At 53.0% G+C, this 23,315-nt stretch carries 20 protein-coding genes and 1 riboswitch; of the genes, 14 read left to right on the forward strand and 6 right to left on the reverse strand.

Translation table 11 applies throughout. From position 1 onward, the window contains the following. The 7 genes from CBE72_RS05075 (at position 1) to CBE72_RS05105 (ending at position 11,370) form a co-directional block, all read left to right on the forward strand. On the forward strand, positions 1 to 1,212 hold the full coding sequence (locus CBE72_RS05075) for an FAD-dependent monooxygenase (RefSeq protein ID WP_100142580.1): 1,212 nt from the start codon (positions 1 to 3) through the stop codon (positions 1,210 to 1,212). Positions 1,213 to 1,461: 249 nt separating this feature from the next. Next, positions 1,462 to 2,556: a glycine cleavage system aminomethyltransferase GcvT gene (gene gcvT / locus CBE72_RS05080; protein WP_100142581.1), complete on the forward strand. Its 1,095-nt coding sequence runs from the start codon at positions 1,462 to 1,464 to the stop codon at positions 2,554 to 2,556. 23 nt (positions 2,557 to 2,579) lie between these two features. Continuing rightward, positions 2,580 to 2,969 carry a glycine cleavage system protein GcvH gene (gene gcvH, locus CBE72_RS05085; protein ID WP_100142582.1) on the forward strand — a complete coding sequence of 130 codons (390 nt, stop codon included), beginning with the start codon at positions 2,580 to 2,582 and terminating at the stop codon, positions 2,967 to 2,969. Positions 2,970 to 3,079: 110 nt separating this feature from the next. Then, positions 3,080 to 5,968: an aminomethyl-transferring glycine dehydrogenase gene (gene gcvP / locus CBE72_RS05090; RefSeq protein WP_100142583.1), complete on the forward strand. Its 2,889-nt coding sequence runs from the start codon at positions 3,080 to 3,082 to the stop codon at positions 5,966 to 5,968. Between the two features lie 1,183 nt (positions 5,969 to 7,151). Next, complete coding sequence (locus tag CBE72_RS05095; RefSeq protein WP_100142584.1) at positions 7,152 to 8,825, forward strand: hypothetical protein; 1,674 nt, start codon at positions 7,152 to 7,154, stop codon at positions 8,823 to 8,825. Positions 8,826 to 9,414: 589 nt separating this feature from the next. Beyond that, entirely contained in the window at positions 9,415 to 10,689 is a 1,275-nt protein-coding gene (locus tag CBE72_RS05100; protein ID WP_100142649.1) for a serine hydrolase domain-containing protein, read from the forward strand. 225 nt (positions 10,690 to 10,914) lie between these two features. Further along, positions 10,915 to 11,370 (forward strand): hypothetical protein, encoded by a 456-nt coding sequence (locus CBE72_RS05105; protein ID WP_100142585.1) that lies wholly within the window; start codon positions 10,915 to 10,917, stop codon positions 11,368 to 11,370. A 92-nt stretch (positions 11,371 to 11,462) separates the two neighbouring features. On the opposite strand, the gene CBE72_RS20545 is transcribed toward CBE72_RS05105, so the two are convergent. Both CBE72_RS20545 and CBE72_RS05115 read right to left on the reverse strand, forming a co-directional pair. Then, the gene (locus tag CBE72_RS20545; RefSeq protein ID WP_268239841.1) at positions 11,463 to 11,588 is read right to left on the reverse strand and encodes a hypothetical protein; all 126 of its coding nucleotides are present in this window, start codon (positions 11,586 to 11,588) and stop codon (positions 11,463 to 11,465) included. Positions 11,589 to 11,746: 158 nt separating this feature from the next. Further along, positions 11,747 to 12,682, reverse strand: a complete 936-nt coding sequence (locus tag CBE72_RS05115) for a LysR family transcriptional regulator (RefSeq protein ID WP_100142650.1) — start codon at positions 12,680 to 12,682, stop codon at positions 11,747 to 11,749. A 154-nt stretch (positions 12,683 to 12,836) separates the two neighbouring features. Between CBE72_RS05115 and CBE72_RS05120 the strand changes: the two genes are divergently transcribed. Then, on the forward strand, positions 12,837 to 13,412 hold the full coding sequence (locus CBE72_RS05120; protein ID WP_100142586.1) for a hypothetical protein: 576 nt from the start codon (positions 12,837 to 12,839) through the stop codon (positions 13,410 to 13,412). Between the two features lie 121 nt (positions 13,413 to 13,533). Here the strand turns inward: CBE72_RS05120 and CBE72_RS05125 are convergent, their stop codons facing one another. Together CBE72_RS05125 and azu are read right to left on the reverse strand one after the other, a co-directional pair. Beyond that, positions 13,534 to 13,770: an HP1242/YdcH family protein gene (locus tag CBE72_RS05125; protein ID WP_100142587.1), complete on the reverse strand. Its 237-nt coding sequence runs from the start codon at positions 13,768 to 13,770 to the stop codon at positions 13,534 to 13,536. A gap of 419 nt (positions 13,771 to 14,189) precedes the next feature. Continuing rightward, a complete protein-coding gene (gene azu, locus CBE72_RS05130; RefSeq protein ID WP_100142588.1) occupies positions 14,190 to 14,657 on the reverse strand; it encodes an azurin in 468 nt (155 codons plus the stop codon). Positions 14,658 to 14,865: 208 nt separating this feature from the next. Between azu and CBE72_RS05135 the strand changes: the two genes are divergently transcribed. Further along, positions 14,866 to 15,387, forward strand: a complete 522-nt coding sequence (locus tag CBE72_RS05135) for a DUF2059 domain-containing protein (RefSeq protein WP_157929039.1) — start codon at positions 14,866 to 14,868, stop codon at positions 15,385 to 15,387. A gap of 68 nt (positions 15,388 to 15,455) precedes the next feature. On the opposite strand, the gene rbsK is transcribed toward CBE72_RS05135, so the two are convergent. After that, the gene (rbsK, locus tag CBE72_RS05140) at positions 15,456 to 16,361 is read right to left on the reverse strand and encodes a ribokinase (RefSeq protein ID WP_100142590.1); all 906 of its coding nucleotides are present in this window, start codon (positions 16,359 to 16,361) and stop codon (positions 15,456 to 15,458) included. A gap of 3 nt (positions 16,362 to 16,364) precedes the next feature. Next, the gene (rihA, locus tag CBE72_RS05145; protein ID WP_100142591.1) at positions 16,365 to 17,303 is read right to left on the reverse strand and encodes a pyrimidine-specific ribonucleoside hydrolase RihA; all 939 of its coding nucleotides are present in this window, start codon (positions 17,301 to 17,303) and stop codon (positions 16,365 to 16,367) included. Positions 17,304 to 17,450: 147 nt separating this feature from the next. On the opposite strand from rihA, the gene CBE72_RS05150 reads away from it, so the two are divergent. The 5 genes from CBE72_RS05150 (at position 17,451) to CBE72_RS05170 (ending at position 23,302) form a co-directional block, all read left to right on the forward strand. Beyond that, positions 17,451 to 18,716 carry a DUF3592 domain-containing protein gene (locus tag CBE72_RS05150; protein ID WP_100142592.1) on the forward strand — a complete coding sequence of 422 codons (1,266 nt, stop codon included), beginning with the start codon at positions 17,451 to 17,453 and terminating at the stop codon, positions 18,714 to 18,716. Positions 18,717 to 18,981: 265 nt separating this feature from the next. Next, positions 18,982 to 19,329 carry a DUF805 domain-containing protein gene (locus CBE72_RS05155; protein WP_100142593.1) on the forward strand — a complete coding sequence of 116 codons (348 nt, stop codon included), beginning with the start codon at positions 18,982 to 18,984 and terminating at the stop codon, positions 19,327 to 19,329. A 142-nt stretch (positions 19,330 to 19,471) separates the two neighbouring features. Continuing rightward, a riboswitch (cobalamin riboswitch) is annotated at positions 19,472 to 19,663 on the forward strand. Between the two features lie 93 nt (positions 19,664 to 19,756). After that, positions 19,757 to 21,706, forward strand: a complete 1,950-nt coding sequence (locus CBE72_RS05160) for a TonB-dependent receptor (RefSeq protein WP_100142594.1) — start codon at positions 19,757 to 19,759, stop codon at positions 21,704 to 21,706. 108 nt (positions 21,707 to 21,814) lie between these two features. Then, entirely contained in the window at positions 21,815 to 22,435 is a 621-nt protein-coding gene (locus tag CBE72_RS05165) for a GDSL-type esterase/lipase family protein (RefSeq protein WP_100142595.1), read from the forward strand. A 144-nt stretch (positions 22,436 to 22,579) separates the two neighbouring features. Continuing rightward, positions 22,580 to 23,302, forward strand: coding sequence for an HDOD domain-containing protein (locus CBE72_RS05170; RefSeq protein ID WP_025009036.1), 723 nt, complete (start codon positions 22,580 to 22,582; stop codon positions 23,300 to 23,302). The last annotated feature ends 13 nt before the right edge of the window (positions 23,303 to 23,315 follow it).

The raw sequence follows: 23,315 nt of genomic DNA on the forward strand, positions 1-23,315 counted from the left end.
ATGAATTTCCAAAGCTATGATGTGGCCGTGGTGGGCGGCGGTATGGTGGGATTGGCAACGGCCTGCGGTTTGGCACAGGCCGGGCTCAAGGTGGTGGTGATAGATGCCGCCGGTGCCGCGCCGGTCGAGGGCGCGCCGCGGCTGCGGGTCAGTGCCATCAATAAGGCCAGCCAGGCGCTGCTTGAACACTTGGGGGCCTGGGCCTATCTGGATAAGTCCCGCCTCGGGCCATACAGCAAGATGGATGTCTGGGAAAAAGACGGCATGGGGCGCATCCAGTTTGATGCCCAGAGCCAGTGTGAGACTTCCCTCGGCACCATAATCGAAAACGATGCCATTCACTACGCCCTGGCTCAGCGGGCCGCAGAGCTGGAACAGCTGACACTGCTGGAACATACCCGGCTTGAGCGTATCGCCTTTGGTGAACGTGAAGCCTGGCTGACGCTGGATAACGGCGATAACCTCAGTGCCGCCCTGGTGGTGGCTGCCGATGGCGCCAACTCCTGGGTTCGCCAACAGTGTCAGATCCCACTGACTTTCTGGGATTACGGCCATCACGCCATAGTCGCCAGCATTCGCACTCAGTTGCCCCATGGTGACTGTGCCCGCCAGGTGTTCAGTGCCGATGGCCCGTTGGCGTTTCTGCCGCTTTATGAGAGCGACCTCTGTTCCATCGTCTGGTCGGTGCCGCCGCAAAAGGCCGAAGCCTTGCAGGCTTTGGATGATGAAGCCTTCTCCCGGGCACTGACCGCCGCCTTCGATGGCCGCCTGGGCCTGTGTCAGTTGGAGAGTGAACGCCAGAGCTTTCCGCTGCGGATGCGTTATGCGCGCCATTTCGCCCGTCATCGCTTGTTGCTGGCCGGCGATGCGGCGCACACCATACATCCGTTGGCGGGGCAGGGGGTTAACCTGGGCTTCCTCGATGCCGGCGCCATAGTGGAAACCGTGGCGGCATTGCACGGAGAAGGCAAAGATATCGGCGCCTATGGCGAACTGCGCGCCCTCGAGCGCTGGCGCAAGGCCGAGGCGATGGAGATGATAGCCGCCATGGAGGGGTTCAAGCGGCTGTTTGCCGGTAGCAATCCTTTGAAGAAGGCGATTCGCGATCTCGGTCTCAACTTAGTAGACAATTTCGCTGGGCTGAAAACTGTGTTCATGCAACAGGCCATGGGGCACAAATTCAAGCTGCCGCGTCTGTGCCGTCCTGAATAATCTTCATCCCGGTTAGCCGAATGTGAAGGAAAACGCCCAAAAACAGTCGTTATTGGGCGTTTTTTATGCTTCAACTGTGATTTACTGTAAAAAAATTACAGGTAAACCATGAGAAAAATTAATCCATAATGGTTCGGATTAGAAAAATCACTTATATACAAATTTGTGACGCAGGGTATAATTTCGCAGCATTTTAACTCGGTTTTACCTTTGGGTAACACCGAAAAGCCCCGATGAGAAGGGATAACAATGGCTAATAAAACTGTACTCTTTAACAAGCACTTGGAAGCTAATGCCAAGATGGTTGATTTTCATGGTTGGGATATGCCACTCAACTATGGTTCGCAGATTGAAGAACATCACGCAGTGCGTCAGGACGCCGGTATGTTCGACGTCTCCCATATGACGGTTGTTGATGTCAGCGGCAGCGATGCCAAAGCCTTCCTGCGTAAACTGCTGGCCAACGATATCGCCAAACTCAAGGTCTCCGGCAAGGCGCTTTACAGCGGCATGCTGAATCATGACGCCGGGGTGATTGACGATCTGATCACTTATTATCTCGATGACACCCATTACCGGGTTGTCGTTAACTCAGCCACCCGCGACAAAGATCTCGCTTGGATTGGTGAGCAGTCCAAGCCCTATGATGTCACAGTGACCGAACGCCCTGAGCTGGCGATGATTGCCGTGCAGGGCCCTAACGCCAAGGCCAAAGCCGCAACTGTGTTCAGCGCCGAGCAAAAAGCGGCCGTTGAAGGCATGAAGCCTTTCTTCGGTGTGCAGGCGGGCAGCCTGTTTGTGGCTACTACCGGCTATACAGGTGAAGAAGGTTACGAAATTACCGTGCCAGCCGAAGAAGCCGAAGCCCTTTGGCAAGCGCTGCTCGATGCCGGTGTTAAACCATGTGGTTTGGGGGCCCGTGATACGCTGCGCCTGGAAGCCGGGATGAACCTCTACGGTCAGGACATGGACGAAACCGTTAACCCGCTGGCCGCCAACATGGGCTGGACCATTGCCTGGGAACCGAGCGATCGTGACTTTATCGGCCGTGAAGCTCTTACCGCCATCAAAGCGGCCGGTGCAGACAAGTTTATCGGTTTGGTGATGGAGCAAAAAGGCGTGCTGCGCCACGGCATGCCGGTATTCTTCACCGACGCCAACGGCAATGAGCAGGAAGGCGTGATCACCAGTGGTACATTCTCACCGACATTGGGCTATTCTATTGCGATGGCCCGGGTACCGAACTCCATAGGGGATACGGCCGAAGTCGAAATGCGCAAGAAGCGTGTCGCTGTTAAAGTAGTGGCACCAGGCTTTGTGCGTAACGGTAAACAAGCATTCTAAAACATGGGAAAGGAACAAGAATAATGAGCAATATTCCAAGCGAACTGAAGTACGCTTCTTCTCACGAATGGATCCGTAAGGAAGAAGACGGTAGTTACACAGTCGGTATCACTGAACATGCACAGGAGTTGCTGGGTGATATGGTTTTCGTTGAATTGCCGGATGTAGGTGACATCGTCAGCGCCTCCGAAGACTGCGCCGTGGCCGAGTCTGTTAAGGCGGCATCAGATATCTATGCTCCACTATCCGGTGAAGTGATTGCCATCAACGAAGCGCTGGAAGACAGCCCTGAGCTGGTCAACAGCGATGCATTCGGTGATGGCTGGTTCTTCCGCGTCATGCCTTCCGATCTGTCTGAGCTGGATAACCTGCTCGATGCCGAAGGATATCAGGCTGTCATCGACGAAGAATAAGCGTTGCTGAAAAACGAAGCCCTCCGGGGCTTCGTTTGTTTTACCAATAAAGAGACTGGTACACCGCCTCCCTACGGCAGGATACCGGCGAACATGGAACAAGGTTAATCATGACCAAGCAAACCCTCACTCAGTTAGAGCAGCACGAACTCTTTATCCGTCGTCATATCGGCTCCGACGCCCTACAGCAGCAAGAGATGCTGAATTATGTTGGCGCCGAGTCACTGGAAGATCTGACGGCGCAGATAGTACCGGAGTCGATTCGTCTGAACCGGGATCTGGCCGTGGGCGAAGCCTGTGGCGAAGCCGAAGGTCTGGCTTATATCAAGAGTCTGGCCAAGCAGAACAAGGTATTCAAGAGCTACATAGGCATGGGCTACTACGGCACTGAAGTGCCTAACGTCATTTTGCGTAATGTGCTGGAAAACCCAGGTTGGTACACGGCTTATACCCCATACCAGCCGGAAATCGCCCAGGGCCGCCTAGAAGCGGTACTGAATTTCCAGCAGATGTCTATGGACCTCTCTGGCCTGGATCTGGCCTCCGCCTCGCTGCTGGACGAAGCCACAGCCGCCGCCGAAGCCATGGCGCTGGCCAAGCGGGTGTCCAAGGCCAAGAAAGCCAATATCTTCTTCGTTGCCGATGACGTGTTCCCGCAGACGCTGGATGTGGTCAAGACCCGCGCCGAATGCTTTGGTTTTGAAGTCGTCGTAGGCCCCGCCGAGGAAGCGCTCAATCATGAACTCTTTGGTGCCCTGTTCCAGTACAGCGGCAAGACAGGCGAGCTGAACGATCAGCGTGAACTCTTTGCCAAGCTGCGCGAGCAGAAAGCGATTGTGACAGTTGCCGCCGATATCATGTCGCTGGTATTGCTCAAGTCTCCCGGTAGCCTGGGCGCCGACGTGGTCTTTGGCAGCGCGCAGCGCTTCGGCGTGCCTATGGGGTATGGTGGCCCTCACGCCGCCTTCTTCGTGACCCGAGACGAACACAAGCGTTCCATGCCTGGCCGTATCATAGGCGTTTCCAAAGACAGTCGCGGCAACACAGCGCTGCGGATGGCGATGCAAACCCGTGAGCAGCATATCCGCCGCGAAAAGGCCAACTCCAATATCTGTACCGCGCAGATCCTGCTGGCCAACATGGCCTCTTTCTACGCCGTATACCATGGTCCACAAGGGCTGAAGACCATAGCCGAGCGTATTCACCGCCTGACCGACATTCTCGCCGCCGGCCTCAAGGCCAAGGGCGTTGAGCTGGTCAACGCTAGCTGGTTCGACACTCTGACCTTCAAAGTGGCCGACAAAGACGCCGTGCTGGCTCGCGCCATTGCCGCCGAGAGCAACCTGCGTATCGATGCCGAAGGCACTCTGGGTGTCAGCCTGGATGAAACCACGACTGCTGATGATCTGGCTGCCCTGTTTGATATCATTCTGGGCGCCGGTCATGGTCTGGATGTGGCGGCACTGGACGCTGAAATCCTTGCCAAGGGCAGTGAGTCCATCCCTGCGGCGCTGCTGCGTGATGAGGCTATCCTGACGCATCCAACCTTCAACAGCTTCCACAGCGAAACCGAGATGCTGCGCTACATCAAGCGTCTTGAAAACAAAGACTTGGCGCTGAACCACTCGATGATCTCTCTGGGTTCATGCACCATGAAGCTGAACGCCACCGCCGAGATGCTGCCTATCAGCTGGCCGGAATTTGCCAACCTGCATCCTTTCTGCCCGCTGGAGCAAGCCAAGGGTTATGAAAAGCTGCTCAATGAGCTGTCTGACTATCTGGTGGAAATCACCGGCTATGACGCCATGTGCCTGCAGCCCAACTCGGGTGCATCCGGCGAATACGCCGGTCTGTTGGCCATCAAGAAGTACCATGAATCCCGCGGCGAGGGGCACCGCAATGTCTGTCTGATCCCTCAGTCTGCTCACGGTACCAACCCGGCTTCGGCGCAGATGGCCGGTATGAAGATAGTGGTTGTGGCCTGTGACAAGCGCGGCAACGTGGACATGGAAGATCTGCGCGCCAAGGCGGCCGAAGTGGCCGATAACCTGTCCTGCATCATGATCACTTATCCTTCTACCCACGGCGTGTATGAAGAAACCGTCTCGGAGATCTGTGAGGTGATCCATCAACACGGCGGCCAGGTGTATCTCGACGGTGCCAACATGAATGCCCAGGTGGGCGTGACCACTCCCGGCTTTATCGGCGCGGACGTTTCCCACCTCAACCTGCACAAGACCTTCGCCATCCCTCATGGCGGTGGTGGTCCAGGCATGGGCCCTATCGGTGTAAAAGCGCATTTGGCTCCTTTCGTTGCCGGTCATACTCTGGTTAAGCCGGGCCGCGAAAGCGACAACAACGGTGCCGTTTCTGCCGCGCCTTACGGCAGCGCCAGCATACTGCCAATCAGCTGGATGTACATCAAGCTGCTGGGCGCCAAGGGCCTGCGTGAATCAACCCAAAACGCCATGCTCAACGCCAACTATGTGATGAAGAAGCTGTCAGAGCACTATCCAGTGCTGTACCGCGGCCGTAATGACCGTGTGGCTCACGAGTGTATTATTGATCTGCGTCCGCTGAAAGAAGCCTCCGGCGTTACCGAAATGGATGTGGCCAAGCGTCTCAACGACTACGGCTTCCACGCACCGACCATGAGCTTCCCGGTTGCCGGAACCCTGATGATCGAGCCGACCGAGTCTGAGTCCAAGGCCGAACTGGACAGATTTATCGAAGCCATGGTGGCCATCCGCGGTGAAATCGCCCGGGTCGAAGCCGGTGAGTGGCCTGCGGACAATAACCCGCTGCACAATGCACCACACACGTTAGCCGACATCATGGATCCCGCCTTCGACAGCCGTCCATACGATCGCGAACTGGCGGTATTCCCAAATGCCACAGTCAAGGCCAACAAGTTCTGGCCGACCGTGAATCGTATTGATGATGTGTATGGGGATAGGAATTTGTTTTGTGCCTGTGTGCCCATGTCTGATTACGAGTAACATGGCTACTTGGCCTCGATAATACGGCTTCATCCAATCATTTTCGCTGCTCATTTACTCAAGTAAACTGCGCGGCGAAAATGATCGGCTTCATTGCCTTCTCTTCGGCAGTGGCGCCATGGTTGCTGCTTGGACTCGCTACTGCGGCGTTAAATCTTGGCGCCAGTGCTCATTGACATCAGTCAACTGCGCGCTGGCGCCATCGATTTGCCTAGCATTAGTTTCGTCAGCGACGCAATTATGGTTTAGTGGAGCACATTAGTTAGGGCGTCATCCAATCATTTTCGCTGCTCATTTACTCAAGTAAACTGCGCGGCGAAAATGATTGGCTTCATTGTCTTCTCTTCGGCAGTGACGCCATTATTGCTGCTTGAGGCTAATATAATCGATAATAAGCGAATCTCAGGATTCGCTTTTTTATGGTTCATCGCAGATTAGCGTGGACCGGAAATGAAAACGGTTGGAGAGTTATTGTTTAGTCGCTAAACAAAAACAATGATCAACCCCAACCGTTCTCAATGTCGAATATTACCTTTCCCATTTTGCTCATTATTCATCTAAAACTGATTGATAACGTTCACTGTGCTCGCGGCAAACAGGCTAAGGCCGTTCACAACGCTTCACTTCGCACCTAATCGGAACGAACCATACTGTCGTTTCAGGTTCAGTTACGGTTACCCGTCCGCCGTATTCTTTGCCCTGATTGCGGTATCGTTCGGGAACATATCAGCTGGTTAGACCCGGACCTTTCCTCAAGATTAGTACCCGGGGCCTCGGGGATTTAGCTAAAAAGCTTTTGACAATTAGCAGCCCCTTGCCTTCGCCGTCGTTGCAGAACCACAGCTCTGGTTTTACAAAGCGCTGTAAGTGGCTCCAGCGTACCATCCGGCCCTTTGAATACTCGGCTAAAGTCGGTCGTCAGCTTGAGCCTGTCATCTATGGGATCTTTAAGCGGTTCAACATGGCTACGGTGCTCACTGTAATATCACAGCGCTGGTCATGGCGGACCCCCGAACCTATAGGATACTGGGTGTTGGAATGACGAAGTCGTTAGAGTTCATACTTTTGTTAAGAAAGCATTGCAGGGAGCTGCTTGCAACACTTATTCTGGTTCTTACTCAAATTATATCAATACGTTACATAGCTAAGTATTGAGCACGGTTTTATAAAAGGAACAGGATTAATGGAAACAGATGTGCTGGAGATTTTGCAGAACTTCCACTCTGATGGGCTTTTTGTTGCGCCCAACATACCCAGCAAGAAAGCTAAAAATGCCAGTGCATGTTATGGCATGCCTGCGTCGGTCAATATTTATGCGATAGTCGATTCTACGGTTTTTGGTTCTGCAAAAAATGGTCTGGCATTTACATCTGAAGGATTGTTTTGGAAAAATGACTGGACCACAACTTCTGCAAAAAACCAAATGTCGTGGGAAGAGTTGATAAACACCAGTCAAGAGCATGCCGTTGAGGGTTCCGAGCTGTTGTTGGGTCAAGGCTGTGCTTTTGGTATGGCGGGTTCCGGGATGAAGCCCGCGGTTTTATTGACACTATTGGAAAAACTGGCCCAAAAAATACAAGGCAATACAGGGGCGACAGAAACTGCTGAAGTTTCGAATGTGGCACAAGCCGACGTTACTCCGGCAGCAGATGCAAATGGTGACGTTTCTGTCAGCAATACAGCTTCGGCGAGCGTTACTACTGAAAATCTTTCCCCTGAAGGCGTTACAACCGAGACTGTTACTCCGGTAGCAAATGCAAATGGTGGCGCTTCTATCACCAATACAGCTCCGGCGAGCGTCACTGCTGAAAGTGCTGCCCCCGCAAGCGTTACGCCTGAAAAGCCCCAGCAGGAATCCAGTCCCAAGCCCGCTTTTGAAGGTAGCTATCAGCGGGAATACTTGGATATAGTTAACGCTGTGGCCAAGAGGCATCGTCTATCCCAGCAAATCCAAATCGCGCCGGCTATCAAAGTCCACAAAGTCAGAAAAGTCATCGAAATATCAGAGGGTAAAATCGAACCTTACGATATCCTGATGATTGTGGATAACACCTTTATGCAAACAACCAAAGATTTTTTGGTTGTGACTCCTCATGCCATTTGGGCTAAAGGTACGCTGAGAAAGGTAGAGAGTTTTTCCTTAAGTGAAATTCGTAGTATTCGTTGTGATAAAAAAACTCTCTTTATTAATGACTATGACTTCCAGTACTTGGATCAGTTTTCTGAAAACGAAGTTTTGATACTGACGAATATGCTCGAAGAGTTAGTGGTCGCATTGCGTAAGTCTGACTCCGTATCGGCTGCTGACGAGCAGCTTGAATTACCTGCAGCTTTGGATACTTTGTTATCCAGCATATACGAAGTGGTATTAGATGATGTTGTTTCCGGCTTGAGGGACAAGGGATACCCAGAGAATAAACAGTTGGTTACTTCGATGGCGGAATGTTGTTTTAGTACCTTTTTCATTGTTGACTCTCACTTAAAATATCGGCATCAGGATACAGCTGAATTGGTAGGGCAATATTTGCTTGCTCAAACATTGTCTGGCTTATTTGCGTTAATGAGTGTAGAGCGGTTATGGCGCCGTACAGAGGTGAAATCCACCTATGTGATGATGCAATGCTCTGTGATCATTCGAACATGTCAGTACTTTGAAAGACAAGGAATAGCGTTACGGCCGAACCAAGACTGGTATTTGCAGCTTTTTCAAACTGTGATGGATGCCAATACCCTGGAACAAGGTGCAGAGTTAATTGACCAGGAGATGGGTAATCTCAGTGCCGATAGACAATTAGCCATTGATTGTGCCTTCAAGAGTGGTAAGGGGGTTAGGGAAATGTTGTGTGATGCTCTTTGACCGGTTTCAGTTGTTCTCAATAGGTGTTAGTCAAGCCTATATTAAAGTGTGAAACAGCGCATTTCAGTTTTATCCTAATGCGAAAAAGTGGTTACCAGTTAGGCGGTGGATTATTCGCCTCTTAACTGGTAGCGCAGTAAAAATATATATGCCGATGCATAAGCGTTGAGTTAAAGGTGGCGTCACTGCCAATAATAAAACGACGCATCCACTACTGAATGAGTCAAGGTTCTAGCTGCCAAGGTACTTAAAGGTAAGCTCTTTTAATGATGAGTCGTCGGCATCTAAGCCGATTTGGGCTCGTTCAGGTGATAAGTGAATACAGAAATCGAATTTTCAGGCAGGATAGGGCTATAAAAATGATAGATGCCTATGTGGCATTTCTATTTGTCTGTTTTTCATGTTTTTTTATGCTTTGGTTTCCCCCGTTTCAAGGATTTAGCCAACTAGACCATCCTTCTGGAAGCGCCCGCCATATTTCTCTCACAACAACTTGAACCCACAGCTAAAGCTGACTAGCTTTGTGTGATGCAATGGAAGGCGGGATAGTCTAGCTCGCCGTATGCAACAACAGATAGGGAGGCTGTTTATGTTTAATCGAGTGTTGAGTAGGGTGTGCTTAGGAGCCAGAACCTTTGGCGATAAGGCGGCCGTTAGTGCCAAGTGGGGTTGGGCTTATCTGCCTATCTACGCGTCTATCTTGGTCTCTGTGAGTGTGCTTAGCGCCTGCAATTCGGATTCGCAAGAGGCGGTGCTCAATCCTGTCGACACGGCCAAGATGCAGCAGACGGTGGAACAACTGGCCAAGGAGATGCTGGTACCCGGCGCCGTGGTGATCCTGCGAACGCCAAGGGGCGATTTTAAAACCGCCTATGGGGTAACCCGTTATGGCGGCAGTGAAGCGACCGACTTTGATCAGCATGTCAGGGTGGGCTCCAATACCAAGACCTGGGTCGGTACCGTGATTTTACAGATGGTGCAGCAAGGGCGATTGCAATTGAATGACGCTGTCTCCATGTTTCTCAATAATGTGCCAAACGGTGAGTCGATCACCATAGAGCATTTGCTTACGATGCGCAGCGGCCTGTTCAACTACACCACCACGCTCGAGTTGAATCAGACACTTGATGAGCAGCCAACCAAGGTGTGGACTCAGACTGAGCTGCTGGCAATGAGTTTTGCCCATAAGCCAGGTTTTGCCCCCGGCAGCGCATTTGAATACTCCAATACCAATACCGTCTTGCTGGGACTGATCGCCGAGCAAATCGATGGCAAGCCGCTGGCGGCTGTGATGCAGCAGAGGTTGTTTGCCCCCTTGGGTCTTGAGCGGACTCTGTTTCCCGATATCCATTCGAATACTCTTCCCACGCCCTTGGCGCGGGGTTATATGTATGGCACCAATGTGTTGACTATGGATCCGCCCTATATGCTGCCCGAAAAGATGCAGCGAGAAGCCAGAGAGGGCATTCTGGCACCCATAGATCAAACCGAGGTCAATCCTTCCTGGGGCTGGGCGGCCGGCGCCGGGATCTCCACTGCCAATGAGTTGGCAACCTGGGTAGAAGTTTTGGTTGCTGGAGAACTGCTGAATGCCGAGTTGCAGCGAAGGCGTCTGGATAGTGTCAGGCCGATAGATCCCGATAATCCCAATACGGCCTATTATGGCCTAGGGATCGCCAAATTTGGCAGCCTCTATGGTCATACAGGTGAGCTGCCTGGCTATAACTCCTTTATGGGGCATGATCCTGTCAACAAGGTGACTCTGGTGGTTTGGACCAACCTGGCACCGGCGGTGGATGGCAAAGATCCGGCTACCACTATAGCGGCGGCCCTAATTAACATGCTCTATATTCCATCCAGTTAGCGTTAAACCTGTGCCGGGGAAGGAGAGCCTCCCCGGCAAACCTCCTGATTGGCCTCTTCCAATTTGCGCCATAAAGCCATCGCCTGGCATGATTTTATGCCTTGCAGTTTTCTTCCGCTCCCCTGAGTTGCGGTGCTGCGCATTTTGGTAATGATTTGTTCTTAATACAAAATATCTCTATTATTGCCGCTCGGTTGTTGGCTGGAAACGTTTAGAAGGGAATTCATGAAAGAACTTGTCAGGGAAAACAAACGGCCGGACTTCAGGCTGTTGCAAAGCTTTGTTGTTCGTACTTTGGTAGGCGCTATGTTCGCCTACTATTTGGTGTATCTCGCCAATGAGCCTTTTGAGCATCAGTTAGCCTATATAGCCGTGTGCGTGCTGTTGTCGCTGCTGATGGACTATTTAACAGCCAGAAGCAAAGGCGAGTTGGAGGTCAAACTGGTTGAAGGCAAGTTAGTCTTGCTTGGGGTCACCATAGAGATAGCCCAGATAGAACAGGTACTTTACTGCCAGAGCAAGCGCTTTGAACACCAACTGAGGTTTCGTTTCAAGGATCACACCTATCAGGACTTTGAGCTATCCGAGCCGTCATTGATAGCCGATTTGCAACTCTACTATTTTTTGCTGGATAACCAATTGCCGGTGAAAATGCTGGACAATGCCGAGCGCCTCAACTGAAGCGTCGGCACCTGCCTTGGCCGCACCCTATATCAAGCCCATTACCCGTGTGAAGGGTATTATTCAGCTGAGCGCCATTATCCGGATATGGCTTAAATCGAGTCAAAAGCCGCTCCGGGCTGATCGGCATCAAGCCTGATATTCATCATCAGTGACTTTTCCACCCAGATGGCAGCCGGTGCTGTCTCCGGTGCTGCGGCTACGGCCACATGGCTCATGGCCCTGTCTTGGCTGGCCCCGTGCCAGTGTTTTTCGTTGGCTGCAATCCATACGGTATCACCGGCTTCAATCAGCTGTTTCGGCTGACCGGCTTTTTGGATCCAACCCCTTCCTTCCGTGACATATAAGAGTTGCCCGGCGCCGTGGGCGACTCACCTCATTGCTGATTGGCCAGGATTACCGTGTTGGCAATCATCTCCCTAAGCCACCTGTGAGCCGGATCCTGGTTAAAATGTTTGTGCCATAACAACACATAGGCGCCGGGTACCAATTCTATCGGTACGTCCAGTGTCGCCAGTTCAATGTGTTGCAGTGCCTGAGCGGCGTATTTGGCCGGTGCGCAAAGGATTAACTCGCTGTGACGGCAAAGTTCCAACGCGGTAGGGAAATCGGTGACATTGGCGCGGATCCGCCGGGTCTTGCGCTTGAGTGCCAACACATCATCCAGTAACCAATGTTCGATGCCGCCAAAGGCCACTTGCAGATGTTCGAAACTGAGAAAACGCTCCAGGTTCCAGTCGCCCTTGAGTGCCGGGTGCATTGGCGACAATAGGCTGATGGGCTTATCGCGGGTCAGCTCCAGATACTCGAGTTCATCCGGCAGGCTGTTGATATGCATGGGTGAGCGGGGATCCCACTCGCGGCAGCCTATGGCAAAATCCAACTCGCAGCGATGCAGTTGTTCCATGGTACCCGGATGCCAGGTCTTGCAGTTGATATCCAGCCCCGGAGCCTGGCGCAGCAAGGAAGGCATAAAGTGCGGCAGGGTGAGGGAGTAGGCGGTTTCCACCAAGTGCATACGAAACTGACGTTCACTGGCGGCGGGGTCAAACTCGTCCGGTAGCGTCAGCCGCTCGGCCAACCTGAGCCATTGCTGCAGCTCTGGCCCCAGAGCCAGCGCTCTGGGAGTGGGCTTGAGGCCGAAGGCGCTGCGTTCAAACAGCGGGTCATTGAACAACTCCCGCAGGCGGTTGAGCTGCTTACTGACGGCCGACTGACTCAGGTGTAATCGTCTGGCCGCACCGGTAACGCTTTGTTCTTCCAACAGGACTTCCAATACCGGAAGCAGGTTGAGATCGACTTTCATTATTATCCTGAGCGCAGGGTAGAGACAGCAGTTTAACAGCTTGCTCTGGCTGACCAAAGGTCGCGATTCCGGAACGCTAATTTTGAACATTAAATTAACAACTGGCGCAGAACTTGGCTTACCGCTATGCTATTCGCGGACTTTTTATCAGGGAAAGATAATGAAACCTTCGAATCTATTACTTGTTGCCTCATTGGCATTGGCGGCGCCGCTGCAGGCGGTCGAGGATCCTGCTGTAGCCGAAGCCATTGAGGCCGGGTTACAACACTATCGCAAGGGCGAGTTGAGCCAGGCCAGTTCGCAGCTGGATTATGCCGCAACCCTTATTCGTCAGCAGCGGGCCGCGGAAGTGGTGGGGGTATTTCCCGAACCATTGCCGGGCTGGCAAGCCGACGAGCCTTCCAGTGATAGCGGTGGCATGATGTTGGGTGGCGGCATCAATGCCAGTCGCCACTATTACAAAGAAGACAGTGCACAGTTGGAGATAGAACTGGTACTGGATTCTCCCTTGCTGCAATCTGTTATGGCCATGCTGACCAATCCTTCCATGATTGCCATGAGTGGTGGCAAGCTGGTCAAGGTTCAGGGGCACAACGCCATGCTCAGTACAGAATCCGGTGAGGCTGAGCTGACTGTGATAGTCAATGGTAACGCTATGTTCACTCTCTCGGGGGAAGGGGTTAAAGTCAGTGAACTGCAAGCGTTTGCCAACGCTCTGCAGTTGGATAGGCTCTAAGCTCAGGTGATTGAATGCTGGATCAGCAGATGGGGCTCCGCTGGGTTAAATGCCACGGTGCCCTGGTTGTTTTCAGCGTTATCCGGGACTTAAGTTTCTCTGCCTTGGCGCCGAGTAATGCTCAGCGCAATAGCTGTTGATAAAGCCAGGACTTGAGTTCGGCGCGGCGCAATGTCAATTGGCTGAAACGTTCTTCTGCCGTAGGAACACAGTTTTCTTCCAGGCCGCGGATCTCAAGGTCGAGAGTCTGATACTCGGTCGCCAGCTCACTAAAGTGCGGATCGTTTTCCCCGAGTTGTTGAATTTTTTGTTTGTATTCCGGAAACTCCAGGATCAGCGCATGGTTTTCGCCCAACATAAGCTCTCTCCTTCAGATAATGGCCTAGCCAACTCAGGCTCAAGTCTCACTCTCTACTCTACCCAGTGACGCTGTGTCTGTCATCCGTAGAAAGTCGACAAATAGCCATCTTCCTGTTTAATGGTAATTGAGCAATTAACGGCCTGCTCACCTTCTTTGGCGCGCGCTCATGAACTTGTCGCTTCGCAACATTCGCCCGAGTCACAGGGCTGCCTGTGCGAAAGCTCACCGCAGGAGATGGGGCACACCATGGCTGGAAACCAAGCCGATAGTGATAGATGCTTTCATCCATAAGGCCAAGACAGGCAAGTCGTCACAGGGTTCCAGGACTCACTTGGCCAAAAGGCGGCTATTGGACGTCTAACTATGGGAAAGGGAATGTTTCTTTGGGCCCTCATTCGGGCCCAAAGCGCGTGGGCTTAGCCTTTGATGCTGAAGCTGCCCTGCATCACGGCCCAGTGGCCAGGGAAGGAGCAGAAGAAGTTGTAGCTTTCTTCTTGTGTCATGCCTTCGGTGCTGAAACTGATGCTGACAGATTCGCCGCCACCAACTAGAGGAGTGTGGGCAATCACCCGCTCGTCACCGGCTTTGACATAGGCGGCATCGGCGCCTGCTGCCATACCATCGGTGGCAATGCCCTGCATGTCGGCGCTCTTGCTCAGAACCCAGTTATGGCCCATGGCTGTCACGGGCAGGGTGCCGGAATGAGTCAATGTCAGTTCTACCGTCTTGCAACTGGCAGGAACGCTGAGTTCCTTGGTATCAAATTGCATCGCATCGTTGGCTGTGATGGTTAGGCTGCATTCGTCGGCGCTGGCAGTGCTACTGATAACGGCACCAGCTCCCAACAGGGCAATACCCGCGAGTCTCTTGGTTAACTTATTCATTTTCAATTCCTTTTTATGTTTTTAGGGTCGATGTTTCTCTCGACAGCACGAGAGCCCCGCAGGCTCCCGCCTGAATCCATCATAACGGCATCTTCATTAAATGAGAATTAATCTCACGATTTGGCTGGCTGCAACTTTGCTTGCGGGTGACAGCGGGGGTGACTGTGATAGACTGGCAGCCGAATCAATACTTGCCACGGAGGCACTCATGAAAGGTCCTGGTTTTTGGTCATCTCTTGTTCTGGGCGGCATATTGCTCACAAGCCCTTTGGCGTTGGCCGATGACGGCGCTCGCCGGGCTCAGGTGGAGCAGTTGCTGCTGGAAATGCAGATGGATTCCATGATGGACACGGCTTATACCCAGATGGAAATGATGATTTTGGGCATGCAACAGCAGTTCAATATCAAGGAGAGTGAAAAGCCTTTATTTGAAGAGTTCGCCCGTAAGAGTACGCAGATCTTCAAGCAGGAGCTGGGCTGGGATAAGCTGAAGCAGCCGTTGACCGATATCTATGTCAAGCACTACAGCGACAAGGAAATTGCCGATATGCTGGCGTTTTATGCCAGTGATACAGGGCGCTCCATGGTCGCTAAGATGCCGGCCGTGATGCAGGAGTCGATGATGGTGACTCAATCATTGAGCCAGGGGTTGCTGCCTAAGATGGAGCAGCTGCAGCAGGAGTTCGCCACCAAGCTTCAGGCCCACAGAGAGGCCAACTCAGGCAAATAATTTGACTGGCAGCCAGCATAAAAAACGGGAGTCTAGGACTCCCGTTTTTTGTGTTGGTAATGGCTTGATTACAGCTCGCGGCGGTAGGGAATACCACGCTGGGCGCCATGACGGGTCACGGCTATGGAAGCGGCCTTATTGGCAAAATCCACCGCTTGTTCTACGGTTTGTCCTTCACTTAAGGCCACCATCATGGCACCGTTGAAGGTGTCCCCAGCGGCTACAGTATCAAGTACCTTGACCGGGTAGCTAGGCACTAGGCCCTCAAACTCGGGGTGACGCACATAGGCGCCGCGGCTGCCGAGGGTGATCACCACGGCGCCCACCCCTTTGGCTTGCAGAGCGGCTGCGGCTTTGGCAGCTCCGGCTTCATCTTCCACCTTAATACCGGTAAGGGCTTCGGCCTCGGTCTCGTTGGGAGTGATGATATCCACCAAGGCCAGCATATCGTCTGCCAAGGGGCTTGCGGGAGCCGGGTTGAGTATGGTCACTGTGCCCTGTTGCTTAGCCAGTTGCAGTGCAGTTTTGACTGCTTCCAGAGGCGTTTCCAGCTGTGCCAACAGATGGCTGGCGCCTTCGAACAGGTCTTGATGACAGTGGACATCGGCAGGTTCCAGGCTGGCGTTGGCACCCGCGGCCACTCCGATACAGTTTTCACCGTTATCACCGATGAAAATCATCGCACTGCCGGTCGCCATTGCCGGCATCTTCTTCAACCCCTGTGGGTGAATGCCATCGTCCAACCAACTCTTAATCATGGTATCGGCAATGGCGTCGTCCCCAAGATGGCAGATAAAGTCCACTCGGGTACCAGGCTGTGCCAGTCTGGCGGTGGCGACCGCTTGGTTGGCCCCTTTGCCGCCATGTTCCAACCGGTAGCTGCGGCTCATCAGTGTTTGCCCAGGCTCGGGCAGGTGACTGAATTCCATCACATGATCGGCGTTGGCACTGCCGATTATCACTAGTCTACTCATCGATTAATCCTGATAGGCGTAGAGGCTTTCAACCAGCAGATCCACAAAGCCTTCACGATCCAGATGCATCAGCACCTTGGCGTTGGCGGGCTTGCCGGTCAGGTGATAGCGGTCGACAACCGTCATCCCTACAGTCAGCTCGCTCTGGGTTTCGATGGCCACATGGCAGTCCAAGCCGATGAACAGCTCAGGCTTGAGCAGCCAGGCTATGGTGCAAGGGTCATGCAGCGGCGCGCCATCAAAGCCCCACTTGGGATCCTTGTGGTAGATAACAAAGAACTCCAGCAGATCGGCCACACACTTGGCAACCTTGTTGGGAATCGCGCGGAAACGGGCTACATCCTCTTCCATGATCTGCGCCTCATGGGTCACATCCAAGCCGGCCATGACGATGGGGATACCTGACTTGAACACCATGTCGGCCGCTTCCGGATCAACAAAAATGTTGAATTCGGCGGCCGGGGTCCAGTTACCGACACCGGCGGCGCCGCCCATCAGCACTATCTGCTCGATACGGGATTTGAGTTCGGGATAGGCGCTCAGGAAAATCGCGATATTGGTCAAGGGGCCCGTTGGCACCAGAGTCACCGGCTGGCTGCTTTGACGGATTTTTTCGGCCATCAGTTCCCAGGCCATCATCGGCTGAGGTTCAAAGGCGGGATCCGGCAGTTCTGGGCCATCGAGCCCGGATTCACCGTGAACATTGTCGGCAATGATCAGCTCTCTTGCCAAAGGCTTGGGGGCACCGCTGGCCACAGGAATATCGGTTCTGCCCAGCAGAGTAAGCACTCGCATGGCGTTGTTGAGTGTTTTTTCCTGGGTTTGGTTACCGGCGCTGGTGGTCACGGCCAGCAGGTCCAGCTCAGGGTTAGCCAGGGCCAAGATCAAGGCGATGGCATCATCATGGCCGGGATCGCAGTCGAGAATGATAGGGCGTTTCATGCTGTTACTCCTTTAGCAATTTGCCCGAGCATAGCATGACTCTTTGGCGCGCGCAGAAACGGGTGGCAAACTGTGAAGTGCTCCTCAACTGATTGCTGAAATATGCTACAATCCGCGGCCTTAAAGGATTGAATCAAAGGAGGCCCGGTGGGAAAGATACGGGCAATTTGGAAAGACCTGGCTTTTATCGGCTCTTTTGCGATTGCCGGTGGGATGTTCTCGGCCCTCGGGCTTTATTTCGTCAAGGACAGTGTTCAATCCTGGCAGGAAGTGAATATCCTGCTCGAGCGAGGCGCCGAGACCCAAGGTTATATCGCCCGGCGTGCTCAACAATATGTGCCCCCGGGGCGCTGGGGCGTCGGCCGTTATGAGTGGGATTGCCAGGTGCATTATCAGTTGCCTAACGGCAGTGAGTATCAGATCTGGAATCCCCCAGGCCTGTTTTGCGACTCGAGAAGCGTCGGTGAGGCTGTGGCCCTTTGGTATTTGCCTGAGGAGCCCGGCATAGTGCGCACCGATATCCGCTATCATCGAGAGCAGCAAAATACCTGGCACGAACTGTTGGGTATTCTATTGGCGTTGCCTATGTTGGCGCTAGGCGGTTGGACTTTGACCCAAGCGGGGAAATGTTTACGCTTTTTCCTGGCCAGAGAGCGACTCTCTCCACGGCTTGAGCCGTTGCTGGAGGCCGATAACCCCGCCGAGTTACTGGCATTTCTTGAAGCCAACCGGGCCAGCCCGGCCAGTCGCTATTTGGGGCAGCAGGCTCTTGGCTATATCGCCGCCAGACCTGAATGGCAGACGCGTTTTCTTGCCTGGTTTGTCCCTGTGTGCCTCAAATGGGAGTCGCCAAATAAAAGAGAAGAGATCTGGGAAAACTCGGTTCTCGGGCTTTCATTGCAATGGACTCTCGGTCGTCGTTACCCTGAGTTTACTCTGGCACTGCTCGATGGCATTCGCAGCCTGTTTACTGAGCATGAACTGGCGAAGATGGTATTCTCTCAGCACCTGGCCGAGCTGCAACGCAAACCTTGGAACACTGAAATTCAGGGGCAATTCAATGCCTTGTTATTGGGGCGGCAAATGCCTTTGGGTGACAACGGATTTATCCACACCGAAGTGAGTCGCTTGGTATGCCTTGGCTGGCTTTTGAATAACCTGGAATCGCTGCCCGATGTTTGGTTCAGCGCTGCGAGCGCCTTACTCAAGGCGCTCGCAGCGCAGCCGCCACTCCATCCTTTGAGCCGTAAACAGCGTAAAAAACAAGTGCCATACTGGCGCAATATTCTCAGCAGTCTGGCATCCAAGTCTAACTCGGGGGCAACCGGTCGAAAGCGCCAGGCACAGTTGGCACAGATTGAAACCGATATCCAGGCGCTGGCCGCCAGCCGCGGTTTTACGCTGAGCAGATAAGATGAAAAAGCGCCGGCTGGCTATTTATGGCTATGGATATGGCGATATTTGTAAACCAATGACGACTGCCGGGGTGAGATATCTCTGATTTCACAATTGATGCAAGCCAGATCTCTTTTCTGTCACTTTGTAGTACATTCGGGTATGTTAAAATCATTCAATGTTTCAGTGAGTAAGAACCTCTGATGAAACTTTGCTTGCCTCAAATCATTTAAGTAATGGTGACGGGCATTATCGAATCTTGGATCTGTTATTGGGAGAAAACATGGAACATTTCATCGGAGCCATCAAAAAATACGCCGACTTTACCGGTCGAGCCCGTCGGACAGAATACTGGATGTTCACTCTGTTCTATATCATTTTCAGCCTGGTTGTCAGTGCTATTGACTATGCGCTGGGTACCACAGTGCTGGGGCTGATTTATTCCTTGGGCCTGTTGTTGCCCTCTATTGCGGTTGCCGCGCGTCGTCTGCACGACACTGACCGCAGTGGTTGGTGGCAGCTGTTGGCATTTATCCCCATCGTTGGCTGGATAGTATTGCTGGTCTTCTACTGCCAGGATAGCGAAGTGGGTGACAACCGCTTTGGCAGTAACCCCAAAGAGCTGGGTTAAGATAATGAAAAGGGAGCCTCGGCTCCCTTTTTGTTTTTCAAGGTAGACTTTGTAGTAACCTAAAACAGTGATGATTAGACATTTATCCATGTAGACGTCTATAATGCCCGCTCTCGGCCAGGCCGGGAATGACAGTACAGTATTTCAGTCAACCTCTCGTGGTGCCCCGGAATGAAAGACCGGGGATAATCGGGAAGCCGGTGAGAATCCGGCACTGCCCCCGCAACGGTAAATGGTGAGAGACAGGCGCGCCCAAGTGGCGTCATAAAAGTCGGGTCTCGCGCGGTCAACCGCATAGCCAAAGTCCGGAGACCGGCCCTAGAGGTATTTCGATGATTTCGGTGGGCAGATCTCGAAATGCGGCAGCCCAGGGGCTCTCCCTGCCGTGGCACTCTTGCCCCGTTTCCCTTTCAGGAGTCAAAGGAAAATGGGTTTCAAACTAAATCACCTCGCGCTGCTTTGCGGTGCATTTACCTCAGTTCCCGTCATGGCGAGTGCTACAACCCAGGCCGTGGATGAACATCTGGTGGTCATTGGCCGTCAGGATGACACGCCGCTCAATATTGCCGCCAATGTTGCAGTAATAGATGCCGCCGATATTCAGCAAAGCGGTGCCAGTAATCTGAGCGAGTTGCTGCGTGGCCGCAGTGGCATTCAAATATCGGACAATAACTCAGGGCCTGTGCTGGCGATGCGCGGTTTTTCTGCCAGCCAAGCGGTGAATAATACCCTGATACTGATAGATGGTCGCCGACTCAACAATATCGATATTGCCGCCCCCAGCCTGAGTGCCATTGCGGTCAATCAGATTGAAAGAGTAGAGATCCTTTCCGGCAGCGCCGGAGTGCTCTATGGCGATCAGGCCGTCGGCGGGGTGATCAATATTATCACCAAGGCGCCCAGTGCCAGCGGTGGCAACCTGACCCTCTCAGGTGGCAGTTTTGACACCTACGAAGGTCGTGGGGATCTGTCCGGCGCCATCAATGACAACTGGCGTTACTATTTGGCTGCTGCTTATAACGAAAGCGACAACTACCGTAGAAACAATGCCAATGAAACCGGTTCTGTGCTGGGGCGTTTGCAATATGATTCAGAGTCGACCAACTTCTTTGTCGAAGGCAGTTACTACGATAACAAGCGCCAGACTCCAGGCTCACTGACCCTGGCTCAGTTTGAAGCCGACCCACGCCAGGCGACATCGACGCCGGGTGATTACAACCATGAGATGACTTCCGCCTGGCGTGGTCATATTCAGCGCCAAGTGCACGCCAACTGGGCTCTGGTTGCGGACCTCAACTACAGTGATACTTTGGTGTCCAGTGTCAGCTATGGCAGCCCAGGTCGGAACGAGCGCTCGCTGTTGGAATTCAATCCCAAGGCACTGGGGCGTTATCTGACCCGCAATGGTGAACTGAGCATAGTCATAGGTGCAGATATTCAACGGGGTGAAACCGAGTTCGATCTCAGTTATATGCAGCGCAGTAACACCCAAACCATGACCAGCACCTATCTGCAGGCCAATGTGCCGTTGACCAACAGCCTGAGCTATGTGGTGGGCGGACGCTATGCCAAGGTCAAGGATGAACTCAAGGACGGTCAGATTTACCCCAATGGCATAGATTTGGATGAAGACGCTCACGCGCTCGAGTTGGGGCTCAACTATCGGCCGCTGGAAGGCCACAGATTTTATCTTCGCGGTGATGAGAGCTTCCGTTTCGCCAAGGTCGATGAGCAAGCTTATACGCCACCAACCGTCGTCGGCCTCAAGCCGCAGACCGGCCGTTCCATTGAAGCCGGCTGGGATTGGACCTTGAGCAACCAGAGCCTGCGTCTGAACCTGTACCGGCTGTCGCTGGAAGATGAAATTGTCTTTGACCCCAGCGCCGATATGCCTATCGGCGGCGCTTTCCCCGGCGCCAACGTCAATGCCGATGCCTCCCGCCGTTATGGCGCCAGCCTCGACTGGGACTGGCAGCTCAACGAAATGCTGCAGTTGGGACTTGAGTACAACTATATCGATGCCGAATTTACTGAAGGTGCCAACAAAGGCAAATCTCTCTCCTGGGTGGCCGAGCATTCAGGGCGTGTCTACACCAGTGTGGACTTTGGTCAGCACTGGCAGCTGTTTGTCGAGGGCCAGTATCTGGGCGACAGATATATGGAGGGTGACAATGGCAACCAGCACGATAAACTGGACAGCTACTGGCTGGGGAATATCGCCCTCAACTACAGCCGTGATGCCTGGCTTGCCAGCCTGAGGGTCGACAACCTGTTTGACAAGCAATACGCCAGCTCAGGTTATTTCAGTACCTGGGGCGATGGTTATTACTCGGGTAGCGGCCGTGCGCTGAGATTCAGCGTCAGCTATCGCTTCTGATAGCATAGAAAGCCGGGGTTTCCCGGCTTTTTTCTGCCCGTATTTCTATCTGTTGTAGTTTAGAACCTGGGCTTTTTCGAGCACTGACAAGGAGGCAAGAGCCGAAATATGAAAGCTGATTTTAGATATGGTTTGAGAGGCGTGGCCATAGCTCTGTTGTCGCTGCTTTTGCTCGCTTGCTCCGAGCCCAAGCTGGCTTATATCGGCAGCAATGGCAAACTGCTGGCCTTCGGTGACAGCCTGACCCAAGGCGTTGGTGTCAAGGCCGGGCAGGACTATCCCAGTCGTCTGGCCGAGTTGTGCCGTTGTGAGGTGATCAACGCCGGGATTTCCGGTGAGCAATCTGCTGCCGGGCTTGAGCGTTTGCCGGCACTGCTGGACGAAACCAAGCCGGATCTGCTTATTTTGCTCGAAGGCGGTAACGATATTCTCCGCGGCCGCAGCCAGGCACAATTGGCGCAAAACATTGAGGCCATGTTACTTGAGGCCAAGGTGCGGCAAATTCCGGTAGTGCTGCTGGCTGTGCCACAAAAGAATTTATTGCTGTCGCCCCTGCCTTTGTATGCCGAACTGGCCAACAAGCACGGCGCCATCTTGCTGGAAGATACTCTGTCTGAGCTGCTGCGTTCAAACGAGCTCAAGTCAGATACTGTGCATCTCAATCAACAGGGGTATTCGCGTTTGGCACAAGCCATCTTCACCAGGCTGCAGGAGGCGGGCGCTTTTTGATGCTACTTTTTGATTCTATTTAGCAAAAACCAGGCTAATTATCGATTCAACTTGACCCTGTAGGACATTTTATGGGTAAATTCTCTGCCATAATAAGTGGCAATAGTGCCTCCATAATAAATAACAACAGGTTTAAAGAATCACATGACAGATCTTGAGCAGCAGGTTTTTACTCAAGTGCGTGCCATTATTGCCAACGAAGAGCAGGTGATAGGGCGTCGCGGCATCCTGATCCCGCTTAAGAAGGCCATTATTGCTGATGGCGATATTCGCAATGTGATCGATATTGTCGCGACCGATCCCGCTCTGGCAGCTCATCTGCTGTGGCGCAGCAATAACGCGCTTTCACCTTCCGTTCAGCCAAATCGCAGCCTCAAGGATGCCTTGGTGCGTCTGGGACAGGTCAATATCTACCGTTATGCCTTTAGCTTTTATCTTAAAGAGCGGCTCGATGAACTGCCGCAGCCTTATCGTAAACTGGTTCTGGGCTATTGGCGCCTGACCGAGTCCGTAGCGACCGAGTCGGTAGACAGCCTGCATCAGATGCAAGGGGTGCAGATAGACGCGGATGAAGTGCAGACTCTGGCGCTGTTCAGCGTCTTTGGTCAGATCATTGCCCTGACAGCGTTTGCCTATCTCAACGCCGAAGCCGAGCAGTGCTTCCCGCTGGGCATTATCAAGACTCTGATAGAGACCCAGCAGCAGACGCTGACGGTGGAAGCTTTTGAATCTCTGGGGTTGGATGATGAGCTGCAAAGCGAGTTTATGGTCGCCCATAACCTGAGACAGACCCGGGATCCCAATTCACCCGGACTAGTACTGAGAAGGGTATTGTCGCAGCGCGGCCTGCTGCTGAATCCTCTCTAAATGCTTTTTGACT

It is taken from the genome of Shewanella carassii, from assembly GCF_002777975.1.
Lineage (GTDB): Bacteria > Pseudomonadota > Gammaproteobacteria > Enterobacterales > Shewanellaceae > Shewanella > Shewanella carassii.